At 67.3% G+C, this 14,501-nt stretch carries 18 protein-coding genes; 7 read left to right on the forward strand and 11 right to left on the reverse strand.

Annotation, left to right across the window (positions count from 1 at the left end):
• Positions 1-68: 68 nt before the first annotated feature.
• On the forward strand, positions 69-1,091 hold the full coding sequence (locus BIU89_RS06115) for a LacI family DNA-binding transcriptional regulator (RefSeq protein WP_071245173.1): 1,023 nt from the start codon (positions 69-71) through the stop codon (positions 1,089-1,091).
• A gap of 84 nt (positions 1,092-1,175) precedes the next feature.
• On the opposite strand, the gene BIU89_RS06120 is transcribed toward BIU89_RS06115, so the two are convergent.
• Positions 1,176-1,532 carry a VOC family protein gene (locus tag BIU89_RS06120; protein WP_027467232.1) on the reverse strand — a complete coding sequence of 119 codons (357 nt, stop codon included), beginning with the start codon at positions 1,530-1,532 and terminating at the stop codon, positions 1,176-1,178.
• Between the two features lie 85 nt (positions 1,533-1,617).
• Positions 1,618-2,232, reverse strand: a complete 615-nt coding sequence (locus tag BIU89_RS06125) for a GNAT family N-acetyltransferase (protein WP_071245178.1) — start codon at positions 2,230-2,232, stop codon at positions 1,618-1,620.
• An 88-nt stretch (positions 2,233-2,320) separates the two neighbouring features.
• On the opposite strand from BIU89_RS06125, the gene BIU89_RS06130 reads away from it, so the two are divergent.
• Together BIU89_RS06130 and BIU89_RS06135 are read left to right on the forward strand one after the other, a co-directional pair.
• Positions 2,321-2,941, forward strand: a complete 621-nt coding sequence (locus BIU89_RS06130) for a TetR family transcriptional regulator (protein ID WP_071245180.1) — start codon at positions 2,321-2,323, stop codon at positions 2,939-2,941.
• A gap of 78 nt (positions 2,942-3,019) precedes the next feature.
• Complete coding sequence (locus BIU89_RS06135; RefSeq protein ID WP_027467234.1) at positions 3,020-3,481, forward strand: DUF4383 domain-containing protein; 462 nt, start codon at positions 3,020-3,022, stop codon at positions 3,479-3,481.
• A gap of 61 nt (positions 3,482-3,542) precedes the next feature.
• On the opposite strand, the gene BIU89_RS06140 is transcribed toward BIU89_RS06135, so the two are convergent.
• A complete protein-coding gene (locus BIU89_RS06140; RefSeq protein ID WP_071245182.1) occupies positions 3,543-4,274 on the reverse strand; it encodes an OBAP family protein in 732 nt (243 codons plus the stop codon).
• Positions 4,275-4,363: 89 nt separating this feature from the next.
• On the opposite strand from BIU89_RS06140, the gene BIU89_RS06145 reads away from it, so the two are divergent.
• Positions 4,364-5,185, forward strand: a complete 822-nt coding sequence (locus BIU89_RS06145) for an aldo/keto reductase (protein ID WP_071245184.1) — start codon at positions 4,364-4,366, stop codon at positions 5,183-5,185.
• 235 nt (positions 5,186-5,420) lie between these two features.
• Here the strand turns inward: BIU89_RS06145 and BIU89_RS06150 are convergent, their stop codons facing one another.
• Positions 5,421-6,371, reverse strand: coding sequence for an alpha/beta fold hydrolase (locus BIU89_RS06150; protein ID WP_071245186.1), 951 nt, complete (start codon positions 6,369-6,371; stop codon positions 5,421-5,423).
• Between the two features lie 187 nt (positions 6,372-6,558).
• On the opposite strand from BIU89_RS06150, the gene BIU89_RS06155 reads away from it, so the two are divergent.
• Both BIU89_RS06155 and BIU89_RS06160 read left to right on the forward strand, forming a co-directional pair.
• Positions 6,559-7,398 (forward strand): hypothetical protein, encoded by an 840-nt coding sequence (locus BIU89_RS06155; RefSeq protein ID WP_083404206.1) that lies wholly within the window; start codon positions 6,559-6,561, stop codon positions 7,396-7,398.
• Between the two features lie 3 nt (positions 7,399-7,401).
• The gene (locus BIU89_RS06160; RefSeq protein ID WP_027467239.1) at positions 7,402-7,623 is read left to right on the forward strand and encodes a DUF2283 domain-containing protein; all 222 of its coding nucleotides are present in this window, start codon (positions 7,402-7,404) and stop codon (positions 7,621-7,623) included.
• 323 nt (positions 7,624-7,946) lie between these two features.
• Here BIU89_RS06160 and BIU89_RS06165 read toward each other — a convergent pair whose 3' ends face one another.
• From BIU89_RS06165 to BIU89_RS06175, 3 genes are read right to left on the reverse strand one after another with little or no spacing between them, the layout of a single operon-like run.
• On the reverse strand, positions 7,947-8,408 hold the full coding sequence (locus BIU89_RS06165) for a DUF4265 domain-containing protein (RefSeq protein ID WP_071245188.1): 462 nt from the start codon (positions 8,406-8,408) through the stop codon (positions 7,947-7,949).
• A gap of 57 nt (positions 8,409-8,465) precedes the next feature.
• Complete coding sequence (locus tag BIU89_RS06170; RefSeq protein ID WP_071245190.1) at positions 8,466-9,053, reverse strand: HEAT repeat domain-containing protein; 588 nt, start codon at positions 9,051-9,053, stop codon at positions 8,466-8,468.
• Positions 9,053-9,433 (reverse strand): DUF4190 domain-containing protein, encoded by a 381-nt coding sequence (locus BIU89_RS06175; RefSeq protein ID WP_071245192.1) that lies wholly within the window; start codon positions 9,431-9,433, stop codon positions 9,053-9,055. Before BIU89_RS06175 ends, BIU89_RS06170 begins: the two co-directional genes overlap by 1 nt.
• A gap of 209 nt (positions 9,434-9,642) precedes the next feature.
• Between BIU89_RS06175 and BIU89_RS06180 the strand changes: the two genes are divergently transcribed.
• Positions 9,643-12,000, forward strand: a complete 2,358-nt coding sequence (locus BIU89_RS06180) for a hypothetical protein (RefSeq protein ID WP_139178828.1) — start codon at positions 9,643-9,645, stop codon at positions 11,998-12,000.
• 161 nt (positions 12,001-12,161) lie between these two features.
• On the opposite strand, the gene BIU89_RS19085 is transcribed toward BIU89_RS06180, so the two are convergent.
• From BIU89_RS19085 to BIU89_RS06195, 4 genes are all read right to left on the reverse strand, one after another.
• Positions 12,162-12,563: a DUF6338 family protein gene (locus tag BIU89_RS19085; protein WP_368073331.1), complete on the reverse strand. Its 402-nt coding sequence runs from the start codon at positions 12,561-12,563 to the stop codon at positions 12,162-12,164.
• 111 nt (positions 12,564-12,674) lie between these two features.
• Positions 12,675-13,313: a HEAT repeat domain-containing protein gene (locus BIU89_RS06185; RefSeq protein WP_071245196.1), complete on the reverse strand. Its 639-nt coding sequence runs from the start codon at positions 13,311-13,313 to the stop codon at positions 12,675-12,677.
• Positions 13,314-13,406: 93 nt separating this feature from the next.
• Positions 13,407-13,871, reverse strand: coding sequence for a HEAT repeat domain-containing protein (locus BIU89_RS06190; protein WP_175474975.1), 465 nt, complete (start codon positions 13,869-13,871; stop codon positions 13,407-13,409).
• 166 nt (positions 13,872-14,037) lie between these two features.
• Positions 14,038-14,415 (reverse strand): hypothetical protein, encoded by a 378-nt coding sequence (locus tag BIU89_RS06195; protein WP_139178830.1) that lies wholly within the window; start codon positions 14,413-14,415, stop codon positions 14,038-14,040.
• Positions 14,416-14,501: the final 86 nt, after the last annotated feature.

The following is a 14,501-nucleotide window of genomic DNA, read 5'->3' on the forward strand; positions in this document are numbered from 1 at the left end:
ACCAGCGGCTGCACCCTGTCAACTGCGAGGCGTTCCGAGGGCTCCTCAGCGCCGGATATGGTTGCCCCATGTCCGAGGTCCGATCCGCTCGTCAGCGCGCCACGATCCAGGACGTCGCCGACGAAGCGGGGATGTCGCGCGGCACCGTCTCACGGGTGCTCAACGACGAGCCGTACGTGTCCCCGAAGGCGCGCGAGGCCGTGCAGGACGCCGTCCGACGCGTCGGCTACGTGCGCAGCGCCGCCGCCCGCAGCCTGGTCACCCGGCGTTCTGGGGCGATCGCGCTCATCGTCCACGAACCCTCGGTCGTGGTGCTCGACGACCCCAACATCGGCAACATCCTGATCGGCACGAACGCCGTGCTGTCCGACGCCGACCAGCAGCTCGTCACGATCATGGTCGACTCCGCCCGCGACAGCGAACGCGTCGTCGAGTACCTGCGCGGCGGGTTCGTCGACGGCGCCATCGTGCTGTCCGCCCGCGACGGCGACCCGATCACCGGCGCGATCGAGGAGATCGGCATGCCCGCGTGCTTCGTCGGGCACCCGTCCGACGCCGCGAACATCTCGTACATCGGCATCGACAACCGCGCCGCAGCCGAGCAGATCACCCGGCGCCTTGTCGACACCGGTCGACGCCGGATCGGGATGCTCGCGTCCGGGCTCGACCGCGACTCCGGCCAGGACCGTCTGGCGGGGTTCACCGCGGCACTCGGCGAGCGCTTCGACCCCGACCTCGTCGCCCGGAACCCCCTGTTCAGCTACACCGCCGGCGCCGAGGGCATGCGCGAGCTGCTCGAGCGAGCCCCGGACATCGACGGGGTGTTCGCTGCGTCCGACGCCGTCGCCGCCGGTGCCATGGACGTCCTGCAGCGCAGCGGCCGGAGCGTGCCGGGTGACGTCGGAGTGGTCGGGTTCGACGACAGCGCCTGGGCGCTGCGGTGCGACCCGCAGCTGTCGACGGTGCGGCAGCCGGCGCGCCTGCTCGGCGAGCAGGCGGCACACCAGGTCCTCGAGCAGATCGGCGGCACCGACGACGGTCCACGCGGTCTGCTGTTGCCGACCGAGGTCGTCTGGCGCGGGTCCGCGTAGCCGGCCGCGGACGGACGGGAGGCCCGTGGCGGCGTCGCCACGGGCCTCCCGTCCGTCTGTGGATGCGTCCTGCACCCGGCCTGGTCAGCCCTGCGGGGGCGAGTACAGCTGCAGGTCGTTGCCCTCGCTGTCCTTGAAGGGGATGATCTTGCCCCACGGGTGCTCGCTGATCTCGCCCTGGATGTCCGCGCCGCGCTCCTTGAGCGCGGCGACCTCGTCCTCGATGCTGCCGTCCGGCTGGAACGACACGACGGCGCCGCCGTCGCTCGCCTGGCTGGCGGACTCACGCCCGTTCAGGCCGATCATCAGGCCGCCGGCGTCGATCTCGCTCCAGTCGTCGGACTGGTCCTTGACGGTGAGACCGAGCGTGTCGCGGTAGAACGCGACGGCGCGCTCCATGTCGCTGACCGGGACCCAGACTGCTGCGACTCCACTTGCCATGGTGTTTCCTCTCGTCGTGGTGTGCCGTGGACGGTAGGCAGCGCTCGTGCACGGAGGCACAGGCTCGGTGTCCCCCGGCGCCGGGTCAGCCAGCGGCCGGACGCCACATGCTGATCGGGGTCGCCGCGCGGAACCCCGCGATCGGCGCACCGTCCGTGAACCCGTGCCGTCGGTACAGCCGACGGTTCACGGGGGTGGAGGACTCCAGGTACGCGCCCTCCGACGTCCGGTCCGCGCGCTCGAGTGCGTGGCCGAGCAGCAGTCCGCCGATGCCCCGACCACGCGCTGACGCCGACACCCCGATCTCGGCGAGGTACCAGTGCGGGGTGACCGGTCGGGCGCGCTCCATGCGGCGCAGGTGGGCCAGCGCACGGAGCGCCCCGCCGAGCCCCAGGGCCCGGAGGAACGCCGGCACCTGCCGCACGAAGGCCCGGACGCCACCGGGCTGCCGACCGGGTGCCTGCCAGAAGGCGGCGCCGACCACCCGGTCACCGATCGTGGCGACGTCCACCCGTCGCGCGGGCATCGGCACCGACCGGATGAGCGCGGCGAACAGCCCGGTCAGCACGGCGGGGCGGTCCTCGCCGGGTCGCGGCGGCCGGAACTCGGCGAGGACCGGATCGTCGGCGAAGGCCTCGGCGAGGACGGTCGCGGCCGCCTCGAGCTCGGCGGGTCCTGCTGCTCGGACGACGGTCTCCATGCTGACTCCTCGGGTGCTCGCTGATTTGGCCGCCTGGCCGACTTCATCTTCGCGGCCGGTCCTGCACGCGCCCCGTACGCTTCCTGTGATGACCGACGAGCAGCAGACGCGCGGGTACCGCAGCCGACAGGACCGGCGTGCGGAACTGCTCGACGCCGCCGCCCTGGTCGTGCGGGACGACGGCCTGCGCGGCCTCACCACCCGGGCCGTCGCCGCCCGAGCCGGCGTCGCCCACGGTGTCGTGCACTACGCCTTCGGTGCGCGGCGCAACCTGGTCGTCGCGCTCCTCGAGCGGCAGGCGCGTGCGGTCCTGCCGCCGGTGCTCGCGGCCGCCGACGAGCACGACGATCTCGCCACCGCGCTCGAGGCGGGGATCTCGGCGTACCTCGACCTGGTACGGCGCGAACCCGAGCGGTTCCGGGTGCTCGAGGCCCTCAGCGCGACGGCCCTCGCCCCGGACGGCGACGGGGACCTGCTCGACGCCGAACGACGGCTCTGGCGCGACGGCGTGGTGGCCGGGATCGAGCGCTGGACCGCGCGGCACGGGGCGACGCCGACCGAGCCGGTGCCCGTGGTCGCCGACGCCGTGATCACCCTGGTGGACGGGCTCGCCCGCGCCGCGTGGAGCGATCCGGACGGCACCGCGACCGCCCGATCGCGGGCGTTGCTGGTGCGCGGTTTGACCACCGCGGTGACCGCCGAGCACTGACCTGCAAACCGACCGGGGAAGCGCTCCGAATGTCATGTGTGCCGCACACTGCGGCGCGTACAGAAAAGAGGGCTGATCATGACCAGCAGCGCAGCAACCGCACGCACCACCTCCGGTTCGACGTGGACCCAGCGGGGCGCGTTCGTCTTCGGTGTCGTCTTCCTGATCGTCGGCATCGCCGGGTTCATCCCCGGACTCACCATGGACATGGGCTCGATGTCCATGGCCGGCCACGGCTCCATGGCCCTGCTCCTGGGCCTGTTCCAGGTGTCCGTCCTGCACAACATCGTGCACCTGCTCTTCGGCATCGTCGGGCTGCTCGCCGCCCGCCGTGCAGCCTCCGCACGCCTGTACCTCGTCGCCGGCGGCATCGTCTACGCGGTGCTCTTCGTCTACGGGCTCTTCACCGCGGGCATGGCCGGTGGCGCGAACTTCGTGCCGCTGAACAGCGCGGACAACGTGCTGCACGCCTTCCTGGCCGTCGCGATGATCGTGCTCGGCTTCGTCCTGCCGCGGATCGGGACGCGCACCGCGCGCTGAACCGCAGCACACGACGGACGGGAGGCCCGTGGCGACACCGCCACGGGCCTCCCGTCCGTCGTCAGGGGCGTCCGTCGTCCGCGTCGACGACACCCGGGGTCGGGGTCGTGCCGGTGAAGGCGCCGCGCATCGCGCCGACACCGCGCTGCGGGTGGGCGCGGTCCAGGTACTTCGCCCGCGACTGCTTGCGCGGTTCCGGATCGGTGCGCATCGCCTGGTTCCGGTCCTGCTGCAGCGCGCTGTCCACCTCGCCCTCGCGGTTGAACGACCACATGAGCATCGGATCGCCGATCGGCAGGTCGTGTGCGGGCTGCGAACCCATCGGGGTGCTGTGCCAGGTGTGCCAGGTCTTGCCGTACGAGTTCACCAGGTGCCCCATCAGCTCGGTCTCCACCGCGATCGGCAGGCCCGGGGCGACGAGTTCACCGGAGAACACCTCGTGGTTGTGCGGGTGCCACGACGCCTGCTCGTCCTCGGGCAGGGAGTCGAAGAGCCGCTCGGACACGATGTACTCGATGCCGATCAGGTTCGCGTCGGCGGTGTTGCCGTCGAAGAGCACGCACTGCAGCATCTCGGCGTTCACCACCTTGCAGAAGTGGTGCGCCTCCATCTGCACGTCGGGCTCGCCCTTCACGCAGTGGAAGCCGACCACGTAGACGTCGAAGCCCCGCAGCGGCGCCGAGGTCTGCAGCACGGCGGCGCCCCGGTCGAGCAGGGCGAGCTCGAAGCCGCCGGCCGCTCCGGGCGGGGTGACACCGGTCTTCCGGTCGTGCACGGTGGGGTTCAGGGGCATGGGGGCGTCCTTCCGTCCGTTCGAGGTGGGCGCCATGCAACCCGGCAGCCTCTCGGAACGCTGTGCGGTTGCGGCGTACTGTCCGCTGCATGCCCGCACTCATCGACACGTTCACCCTGTCCAACGGTCTGCACATCCCGAAGATCGGCTTCGGCACCTGGCAGATCCCGTCCGGCTCCGACGCGTACGACGCCACGAAGACGGCCCTCGACCTCGGCTACCGCCACATCGACACCGCCCTGGCGTACGGCAACGAGGCGAGCGTCGGCGAGGCCGTCCGCGACAGCGGCATCCCCCGCGACGAACTCTTCATCACCACGAAGCTGCCGGCCGAGATCAAGACGGCGTCCGGCGCCCGCGACGCCTTCGAGGAGTCGAGCAACAACCTCGACCTCGGACACGTCGACCTGTACCTGATCCACGCGCCGTGGCCCTGGAGTGACATGGGCTCCGACCACCGCGACGGCAACGTCGAGGTCTGGAAGGTCTTCGAGGAGCTCTACGACGCCGGCCGCACCAAGAGCATCGGCGTCTCGAACTTCGCCGTCACCGACCTCGAGGACCTGCTCGGCCGCACGGACGTCGTCCCGCACGCCAACCAGATCCGCTGGTTCATCGGCAACACCCAGGACGAGACGACCGCCTTCGACCGGGAGCACGACATCCTGACCGAGGGCTACTCCCCGCTCGCCACCGGTGGACTGCTCGAGAACGAGCAGATCGCCGAGATCGCAGCGAAGTACGACAAGACCGTCGCCCAGGTCGCGATCCGCTACCTGCTCGAGAAGGACGTCCTGCCGCTGCCGAAGTCCACCACCCCGTCGCGCATCGCCGAGAACGCCGACGTCGACTTCGTGCTCGCCGCCGAGGACGTGGCCGCGCTCGACGCGCTCGAGGACACCGCGAACTGACGCGGCCCCACCCCGGACTGGAGGCGCGGTGCCAGCTGACACCGCGCCTCCGGTCCGTACACGGCCAGGTCACGGGCGAGCCTCACCCACCGTGCGTTCGCACCGTGCCTGGCGGGCTGCTTCGTGCCGCCTGGCCCCTCCGCGTACCCGACCAGCTTCAGCCCCCCACGGCTGCTGTCTCGCACCTCGACCTCCACACCGGGTAACGGATCCGCTGCCGGGCGCGTCGTTCGGTTCAGGCGCGCACTGCGATTCGGTCGAGTGCTTGTGTCAGTTCGGCGCTTTGCCGGGGTCCGCCGTGCCCTTCGTCCTCCACGATGGTGAGTGCGCTCTGCGGGAGACCCCTGTGGAGCCGCCAGGCCGTCACCGCCGGACCGCTGATGTCTCTTCGGCCGTGCACGAGGGTGGTGGGGATGTGTTGAATGCGGTCGAGCCGAGCCAGGATCGCGTTGTCGCCGGGCATGAAGGCGTCGTTGCTCCAGTAGTGCGTTACCAGTCGGGCGAACTCCTCACGGCTATCAGGGCCGATGTGTCCTTCGTTCCGAAGCTCAGGATGGTCCAAGGAGACGTGCACGTTCTCCCACCTGTCCCAAGCAGCAGCTGCCGCTTCGCGAGTCGAGGCATCCGAAGACGCGAGGAGACGGGCATACGCGTCGACGACCCGCTCGCCGGAACGTCGCTGGCTGGCGCGTTCGAACTCGTCCCATTCGGCCGGGAACAATCGACCGACGCCCTCCGTGATCCAATCGACCTCGCGCCGGCTAGTCGTTGTGACGGCCATGAGTGCGAGTGCACGAACACGTTGCGGGTGTTGTTGTGCGTACGCCAACGCGAGCGTGGTTCCCCAGGAGATTCCGGCGACGACCCAGGCGTCAACCCCGAGAGTTCGGCGGACGGCTTCAATGTCATCGATGAGCTGCTGAGTGTTCTGTCGATCCATCCCGCTGGTCAAACCGCCTGCAGGGCGGCTCCTGCCGGTGCCGCGTTGGTCGATTCCGACGAGTCGGTATCGTGCCGGGTCGAAGTGAGTGCGGTACCAGCCGCTTCCGAGTGATCCTCCGGGACCTCCGTGGAGCCAGAGGGCAGCGGTGCCGTCGGCGTTGCCCGACTCTTCACAGTAGATCCCGGCCCCTCCGTCCGCGTCGACCGTGCTCAGCCGGAAGGGCTCGTACCGGTCGTAAGTCACCGCTCCACGCTATCGACGACCGCACCGCGTGTGGTCTTGTTGGACGATCGACTACCGGTCGCGCGAGCGGTAGTCAGCTGCGATGCAACGCTCTCTCTGGTGACCGCGCCCCCCAGGCTCACCCCCTTCCCCCTATGCTGTGCATACATACAGGTTGCGATGGACGCGGCCGGACGCGAGGGGTGTCATGAAGCTTGGTTTGGGTTCACTCGGAGTGGTGCTGACGGGGGCGTTGGTTCTGGCAGCGGCTGGTCCTGCAACTGCGGATGAAGCGCTAGGGCCGCAGGAGAATGCGCTGCGCCGGGCGCTTTCTGCGCAACAGTCCACGCCGGTGTCGTCGACCGCGCCGGCACTGAGCGGGCAACTGGAGCGCGATGGCGCCGCCGTCTCTGCTCCGGCCCTGGGGCAGGAGCAGCTGACGATTGCACTTCCCGGAGACGAGCGTGACGGCGAAGCCAACGGCGACCTCGCGCTCGAAGTCACTGAGGGGGACGATTTCTCGACCGCCGTCCAGGCGACGGGCAGCGGTACTTTCCGGGCACTACTGCACATCGAATCAGCGGCAGCACCGACCGAGTACGCGTTCGAGGTCGGAGACGACACTGAGCTCATCCCGCTGGAGGACGGCGGTGTGAGCGTACGCAACCGAGATGGCGATCTCATCGGGTTCTTCGAGCCCGCCTGGGCGGTGGACGCAGCAGGTGGAAGCGTTGCTACTTCCTACGAGGTTCGCGATTCAACCCTCGTGCAGCACGTGGCGTTCACGTCCAGCACGGCCTTCCCCGTTGTCGCAGACCCGTTCTGGATCCCCGCACTGCTGGTGATGGCACGTATCAGTGCTCATGCCGCTTCGCGGGCCGCTGCCCGCGGTGTGAACCAAGCCATGATCAAGCAGGTTGTTCAGAACGGCAAGAAGACGGCGGGGAACAAGGGCACCTCCGTCTTCACTCAGGGCTCGGGTAAAAACAAGATTCGGGTGATCGTTGACAACAAGACCGGCAACGTCATCACTGTCACGAAGGGCTAGACCATGCGCATCACCTACGACCAGACCGTGGACGCGGCGTACATCTCGCTCGTCGACGAGATCGCAGACGGAGCTGTTGCACGGCAGCTGCACTCCCTGGCTACTCCCGGCGAGCTCGGGGAGGTGACGCTCGACTTCGACGAGAACGGGCTGCTCCTCGGGATCGAGGTTCTGGGCGCCACCAAGGTGCTGCCGAAGGAAGTCCTCGCAGCCGCTCAGGCCTGACGCCATCCGAAGGGGCCGCAACGACCGCCTGTCGCGGCCCCTTCGGTGTTTCAACTGAGCGTGTGAGCCCCGACGGGCGTGCTGCTGAACGACCGGCTGTCTCTCATGGTCGATGGTTGAGGAGCTTCGTCTCAGCTCAGGCCCGCGCAGGAGCTGGTGAGACCCTGCGCGACAGTAGCCCCGCAGCGGCGACAAGAGCGGCAGTACGTCGCGCCTCCAGGTCGGTGTCCGGAACCGGTCGATCGTTCGCCGGGTGCGGGGGCCGCGAGCATCGGACGCTGTCCCGCGTCAGGGGCTCGCCACCCCATGACACGTTCGCCCGCTCAGCGCTCTGCGGTGTCGTACTCGAGGAGTCCGTCGTCTTCCAGCCGCTGCAACCGGTCCGCGAACCGGTCGGCGGCCGCGTCGCCTCGGATCGCTACTCCTGTGATCGAGCCCCACGTCTCGACGGCGCCGCCGAATTCGTGGATGACATCGTGAGCAATGCGGAAGGCGCTTTCATCGCGAGGACTGATCCTGAAGACCCAAGACTGTCCCCGGTCGACACGTCCTCCGTACTCGAGCTGTCCGGTCGAAGTGTTCTCGACCGTCTTGATGATGTCTCCGAGATGGACGTTCTTCGCGAACAAGGGGACGCAGCTGACAACGTTGCGGCCGTCGTCGAGGACGATGATCGTCAGGTCTTCGTAGCGGATCGTGTCCCACGACGGGTCAAGCTCCACCCGGACGACCTTCTCGACGCCGAGCACTGGGTTCTCGTGCGTGACGACGGTGTAGTCCGGCATTCCCACGATTCCTTTCCCCTTCGAGCTGGTCGCCTCCGGTCCGTCAGATGGCGCACTTCACCCGATCTTCCGCAGCCCGAGCGCAGCCTTCTTCCGCACCCACGGGCGGTCATCGGTCAGCTTCTCCTCCAAGGCCTCGCGCGCTCGCGGGTTCGACCGCTTGCTCAACGCGAACACCGCATGCCCGCTGATGTCGTGGTCGTCCATCAGCTGCAGGAGGACATCGACCGCTTCGGGCCGCTTCGACTTCCCCAGCGCGAGGGCCACCATCTGCCGTGCATGTCCGTACCGAGGATCGAGCGCGAGCGCTGCCACGTCATCGAAGTACGTGTCCACGTACGCTGATTCGATCGAAGCCCCCACCGCCCAGCGTGTATCCGCTTCGTCGGTGAAGTTCCGGAACGCCCCGATCAGCGCAGGCATGGCCGTGCCCTTTGCCGACGGGTTCGACAGCGCATGAGCGAGGTCCTGTTGCATCGCCGGCGTCCGCGCCTTCCCCAGCCACTCGATCAGCAGGGGGATCGCGTCCTTGTACCGAATCCGGGCCTGGGCGAAGACGGACAGGTTCGAGAAGTCGTACCCCAGCGCACGGAGGTCGGCCAGGATCGCCGACTGCTCGGCGGCTTCTTCTGCAGTGAACGGCATCAGGTCCTCCGGAGTGTGGGGCGGCGACTTCGATTCACGAGCTGCTGTGCCGCCTCGGGCATGCGAGAACTCGATCGTTGTAATGGTCCGAATCCAGTCGGGAAGCGCGGATGCCGCTCGCTTTGCTTCTTCGCCTGGCTGTTGAGGTAGTTGATGAGTCCGACGGTGCTTGTGATGATGGCGATTGCCGAGATGACGATCGCTGCGATGGCGAGGCCGCGGCCGCGTTCACCGGTGCGTCGGATCTGGAAGATCGCGACGATGCCGACTACGAGCCCTGCGGCGCTGATGAAGAACGCCAAGATGAAGCCGACGATCGAAAGCGTGTTGAATCCAGGCACAGTGGTGCTGGACTGGTCGTGCTGAACTTCGTTGCTCATGGCGCTTCCTTGCCCCGATGTTGATCGTCATGACCCAAGGACGAACCTGCGCGCGGGTTGCCCCTGGAGATGACTCTCGATTATGGCGGGTGCGCAAAGGTTCGCGGTTCCTGCGAAGTCCCCCGAACGGGGCCTGCCTTTGTACCCCTCACCGCCTCTATGCTCAGGAAACTGACAGTAAATTGCTGTCTTGAACCCAGGGGGGTCTCGTGCGCACACTGCTGCACGCTCCGCACTCGAAGCGGCGCAGCATTGCTGCTGCCACACTCGGTGCTCTTGCTCTTGTCGGATCCTTGCTCGTCGCCACGCCAGCGCAGGCACTCGGGGACACCGGTACGGGAGGGGTGTTTACATCGGCCTCAGGCCGGATCTTCGACACCAAGTCCGGTATTGGTGGGTACACGACCGCGATGCCGGCAAACACCTACCGGTCGGTGCCGGTTGCGGGCTCCGCTGGCATCCCGAGCAACGGCACGGCGGGCGCGGTGTCTGTGATTGTGACCGTCTCCGAGGCGTCGGCGTCCGGCGCAGTCCTTGGCCGACCGAGCGCGAACGCTGACGAAACCGTGCTCGGCTTCTACGGGGCCGACAAGGCTTCGTTCCCCGCCGTCCTGGCAATCGGTGCTGATGGTGCCATCCGGGTGAAATCGCAGTCATCGGTGCGAATGAGCATCGACGTCCAGGGGTACTACACCTCAAATGTCGACGGCACTGCTCCCGGCGGGTTCGTTCCACTCAGCGGTGCCCGCGTCGTTGACACGCGATCCGGCCTGGGCACAACGCAGGGCGTCGTCGCCGACGGCAGCACCAGGACCGTGCAGATCACTGGCACGGCGGGCGTTCCCGCGGGTGCTTCTGCAGCGATCGTGAACCTGATCGCTGCGAACACGACCAGCACAGCCGGCTACTTCACTCCGTACGCCGCCGGAACGACACGGCCCGGCACCGTGCTCTCCTACGGAGCCAGCGGAAATACAGCAATCCAGGCGCAGGTCCCGCTGTCAGCTGACGGCAAGATCACAATCTACAACCGCAGCAGCACGCCGAACCTCATCGTCGACGTCCAGGGATACTTCACCGCTTCCAATGGAGGCGGCTCGGTGTTCACGCCGGGCACCGGCCGGGTATTCGACTCCCGTGCCAGCGGAACCGCGATCCTCTCCGGCAACGAGACCCGCGCCATCACCGTTGCAGGGCGGGCCGGTGTTCCCGTAATGAGCTCGGGTCTCACCGCAGTCGTGTTCACGCTCACCGCGGTGAACGCAGGCAGTGCCGGCCGTGCAATTGTCTGGGCCAACGGAACCAAGCGCCCTGAAACTACCGCGCTGAACTTTGACCAGGGCACCGCGCACAGCAACACCGTCACCGCGCCGCTCGGGGCGAACGGAAAGATCAGCCTTCTCAACTATGCGTCGGCCACGGACTACGTGATCGACGTGCAGGGTTGGTACGCGAACCCGACCGCCCCGACCGTGTCGTGCCCGAACTATGAAGCCGGATCCTGGTCCGCGACCATCCCCGACCAGGCGATCAGCTGCACGGTCACGGCGCCAGCTCGCGCGGGCGGCAGCGGAACGATTGAGGTGACCGTCGACTCTGACCCCGTCACCTTCCAGCGGTCGGACACCGGAGCGACTTCAGTGAACGTGCTTGTGGACAACCTGCCTGGGCAGCACACGATCACAGCACGGGACATCTCGGGCACCGCGAGTAACACCAGCGGGTCGTATGGATTCGGACTCGGCGACTGGGCCACGAAGACCGTCACCGCCGATCCGGCAACTGGCAGCACCGTTTCGTTGAACCCGGAGCTCTCGGTCTACGTCTTGGATGATGACATCCCGGCCGACGCCGCCATCGTCTACGCGGTCAAGAACAGCGCTGGAACCATCGTCGCCACCTCGCCATCGGTCAACGACTCGTGGAATGTTCCGGCGGGCGTCCTGACCAACGGAGCGGCGTACACCTGGCAGGCCACGATCACGGGGGCGTCTGGTGGACGAGAAGACCTCTCCACGGTGACAACGCCCTGGTACTCCTTCACCGCGGATGAAACCGTGTCTGACGAGGCCGAGTTCTCCAACGAGACGGACGACGCTACGGTCACGTGGGGGCCCGGTTCCGAGGTCGTCTCCGCTGACGCAGCTGGTGCGAGAGTGCCGCTCGGCGATGGCACGGCGCTTACCCTGCCGGCCGATGCTGTGCTGACTGAGACGTCGGCCATGTACCACGTCGTTTATGGAAACGGCTACATCACCGATGTTTCGAAGGCCACCTCGAGCTCAGTGGGCGTGGCACGGGCCGCTTCGAGCTACTACCCGAAAATCTCGTTCTACTTCAGCCGCGCACAGGTCGAATCCGCCTACAAAATGATGAAGAAGTACAACGAGATCTGCGGAGCTCCCGGTGTTGGTTGGGTTGTCGGGTGGGCGTGTACACACTCCAACGCTTCGCTGCAGGAAGCTCTCACGAAGGCGCACTACCAGAAGAAGCGCATCCGTCATGACTTCTACCGCAGCAAGGTCTGCGGCTCGTGCAGCCGCAACGTGTACGTCGTGGTGAAGTAGCACTCACCAGACGCATTGACAGGGCGGACCCCGGCTTCTCGCCCGGGGTCCGCCCTTCCTCTGTCCGCCAGCGCCATGGCGGCTCATCACCACCCCGTGCCGTCGCGGCCAGGATCATGCTGCTGTCACACCAACGCCTGCCGCATCACAGAACACGTCGGTCAAGCCCGCCACCGTTCCGACGTCGCTTCCAAGCGTGGCACCTGTGCGCTGGGGGCATTACTCGTTCTGGTCGAGTTCGGCCGGATCGTCACCGTTGGCCTGGATCTCAACCTGTACGAAGACCGCGCCAAGTTGTTCAATCTCACCTGCATCCACGACGACGTAGTCAGCACCTTCGATTGGGTAGCTGTGTCGCTGCCTTCGGCCCGGTACCGCGGCTGGGTGAGAACGATCGCTCGGTGGGCGTGAGGGTCGGGGTCGTTGTCGAACTCATAGAGCGTGCCGCTCACCCATCCACCTGACTTCAGCACAAGAGCTACGTCAACCGCTGCGTCCTCCGGCGCATCGTTGAAGAGTCGTGCCCACGCTGAGGTGTTCCGGGGGATCGCGGAGTTCCAGATGAAGCTGAGCCCGTGCTGGTCAGCCCACTGCGAGCCGAGGAAGTAGCCGACAGCGTCGCGATCGCTGCTGCGCCGACTGCGATGCGCCTCCGGTCCGTCAGATGGCGCACTTCACCCGATCTTCCGCAGCCCGAGCGCAGCCTTCTTCCGCACCCACGGGCGGTCATCGGTCAGCTTCTCCTCGAACGCCGCCCGCGCTCGCGGGTTCGACCGCTTGCTCAACGCGAACACCGCATGCCCGCTGATGTCGTGGTCGTCCATCAGCTGCAGGAGGACATCGACCGCTTCAGGCCGCTTCGACTTCCCCAGCGCGAGGGCCACCATCTGGCGAGCATCGCCGTAGTTCCGGTCGAGCGCGAGCGCTGCCACGTCGTCGAAGTACCTGTCCACGTACGCTGATTCGATCGAAGCCCCCACCCCCCAGCGTGTATCCGCTTCGTCGGTGAAGTTGCGGAACGCCTCGATCAGCGCAGGCATGGCCGTGCCCTTTGCCGACGGGTTCGTCAGCGCATGAGCGATCACCCCCTGCATCATCGGCGTCCGCGCCTTCCGCAACCACTCGAGCAGCGTCGGCACCGCGTCCTTGTACCGGACACCCGATTGCGCGAAGGCGGACAGGTTCGAGAAGTCGTAACCCAGCGCACGGAGGTCGGCCAGGATCGCCGACTGCTCGGCAGTTTCTTGTGGTGTGAGCGGCATCAGGTCCTCGGGAGCGTGGGGCGTCGAGCGCCATTCCTTGGTCTCGATCACCACAGGTCGATCGACGCCGCTCCGGCTTGCTGGAAGCGCTCCTCGACGAGAATCGACGCGAAGAGCAGTCTCCCGCAACGAGCGGGGTCAGAACTACCCGATCTTCCGCAGCCCGAGCGCAGCCTTCTTCCGCACCCACGGGCGGTCGTCGGTCAACTTCTCCTCGAACGCCGCCCGCGCTCGAGGGTTCGACCGCTTGCTCAACGCGAACACCGCATGCCCGCTGATGTCGTGGTCGTCCATCAGCTGCAGGAGGACATCGACCGCTTCGGGCCGCTTCGACTTCCCCAGCGCGAGGGCCACCATCTGACGTGCACGTCCGTACCGAGGATCAAGCGCAAGCGCTGCCACGTCGTCGAAGTACGTGTCCACGTACGCGGTCTCGATCGAGGCCCCCACCGCCCAGCGCGTACCCGCTTCGTCGGTGAAGTTCCGGAACGCATCGACCAGCGCGGGCATGGCCGTGCCCTTTGCCGATGGGTTCGTCAGCGTACGAGCGACCGCCCGCTGCATCATCGGCGTCCGCGCCTTCCGCAACCACTCGAGCAGCGTCGGCACCGCGTCCTTGTAACGAATCCGGGCCTGGGCGAAGACGGACAGGTTCGAGAAGTCGTACCCCAGCGCACGGAGGTCGGCCAGGATCGCCGACTGCTCGGCAGTTTCTTGTGGTGTGAGCGGCATCAGGTCCTCGGGAGCGTGGGGCGGCGAGTTCGCTTGACGACGGTCATCGGATCGACAGATCGATCGCGACGACACCGAGCACGAAGATCAGGACGATGACCACGAGGCCGATCGTGGGTATCAGCACCTGTCGCCGCACCGTGGGAGCACCAGACGCCCCGATGACCCAGGTCGTGATCGCGACGACGAGTGCGAGGAGCGGCACGAGGAACTGCGCGGTTTCCCCGACGGCGTACGAACACTGCAACGTCACGTCGAAAGCGCAGGGCGTGTACTGCTCCAGTTGCGCGACGAGCATCCCCGGCAGCGAGCCGATCGCCGCGAACACCTCGAGGAACACGAGGAAACAGAACGCGAGTCCGAGCAGCCACCAGCCACGGGGACGGGGCCGGACTTCGTCGTGCATGGATGACCGCTTCATGTGAGCCCGACCGTACCGCAGGGGCGACACGGAGCACCGACTCGTAGGGTCGAGTCGTACCGACCGCACACCCGGGTGGGTCCGCG

This window comes from Curtobacterium sp. MCBA15_005, assembly GCF_001864855.1.
Taxonomy (GTDB): Bacteria; Actinomycetota; Actinomycetes; order Actinomycetales; family Microbacteriaceae; genus Curtobacterium; species Curtobacterium flaccumfaciens.

Excerpts from the sequence above, each read along its gene's own strand:
- BIU89_RS06145 (WP_071245184.1), top strand. The coding sequence starts at position 4,364 with ATGCCCGCACTCATCGACACGTTCACCCTGTCCAACGGTCTGCACATC.
- BIU89_RS06165 (WP_071245188.1), bottom strand. The coding sequence starts at position 8,408 with ATGCCGGACTACACCGTCGTCACGCACGAGAACCCAGTGCTCGGCGTC.
- BIU89_RS06140 (WP_071245182.1), bottom strand. The coding sequence starts at position 4,274 with ATGCCCCTGAACCCCACCGTGCACGACCGGAAGACCGGTGTCACCCCG.
- BIU89_RS06170 (WP_071245190.1), bottom strand. The coding sequence starts at position 9,053 with ATGCCGTTCACTGCAGAAGAAGCCGCCGAGCAGTCGGCGATCCTGGCC.
- BIU89_RS06135 (WP_027467234.1), top strand. The coding sequence starts at position 3,020 with ATGACCAGCAGCGCAGCAACCGCACGCACCACCTCCGGTTCGACGTGG.
- BIU89_RS06130 (WP_071245180.1), top strand. The coding sequence starts at position 2,321 with ATGACCGACGAGCAGCAGACGCGCGGGTACCGCAGCCGACAGGACCGG.
- BIU89_RS06155 (WP_083404206.1), top strand. The coding sequence starts at position 6,559 with ATGAAGCTTGGTTTGGGTTCACTCGGAGTGGTGCTGACGGGGGCGTTG.
- BIU89_RS06175 (WP_071245192.1), bottom strand. The coding sequence starts at position 9,433 with ATGAGCAACGAAGTTCAGCACGACCAGTCCAGCACCACTGTGCCTGGA.
- BIU89_RS06125 (WP_071245178.1), bottom strand. The coding sequence starts at position 2,232 with ATGGAGACCGTCGTCCGAGCAGCAGGACCCGCCGAGCTCGAGGCGGCC.
- BIU89_RS06195 (WP_139178830.1), bottom strand. The coding sequence starts at position 14,415 with ATGAAGCGGTCATCCATGCACGACGAAGTCCGGCCCCGTCCCCGTGGC.
- BIU89_RS06120 (WP_027467232.1), bottom strand. The coding sequence starts at position 1,532 with ATGGCAAGTGGAGTCGCAGCAGTCTGGGTCCCGGTCAGCGACATGGAG.
- BIU89_RS06160 (WP_027467239.1), top strand. The coding sequence starts at position 7,402 with ATGCGCATCACCTACGACCAGACCGTGGACGCGGCGTACATCTCGCTC.
- BIU89_RS06115 (WP_071245173.1), top strand. The coding sequence starts at position 69 with ATGTCCGAGGTCCGATCCGCTCGTCAGCGCGCCACGATCCAGGACGTC.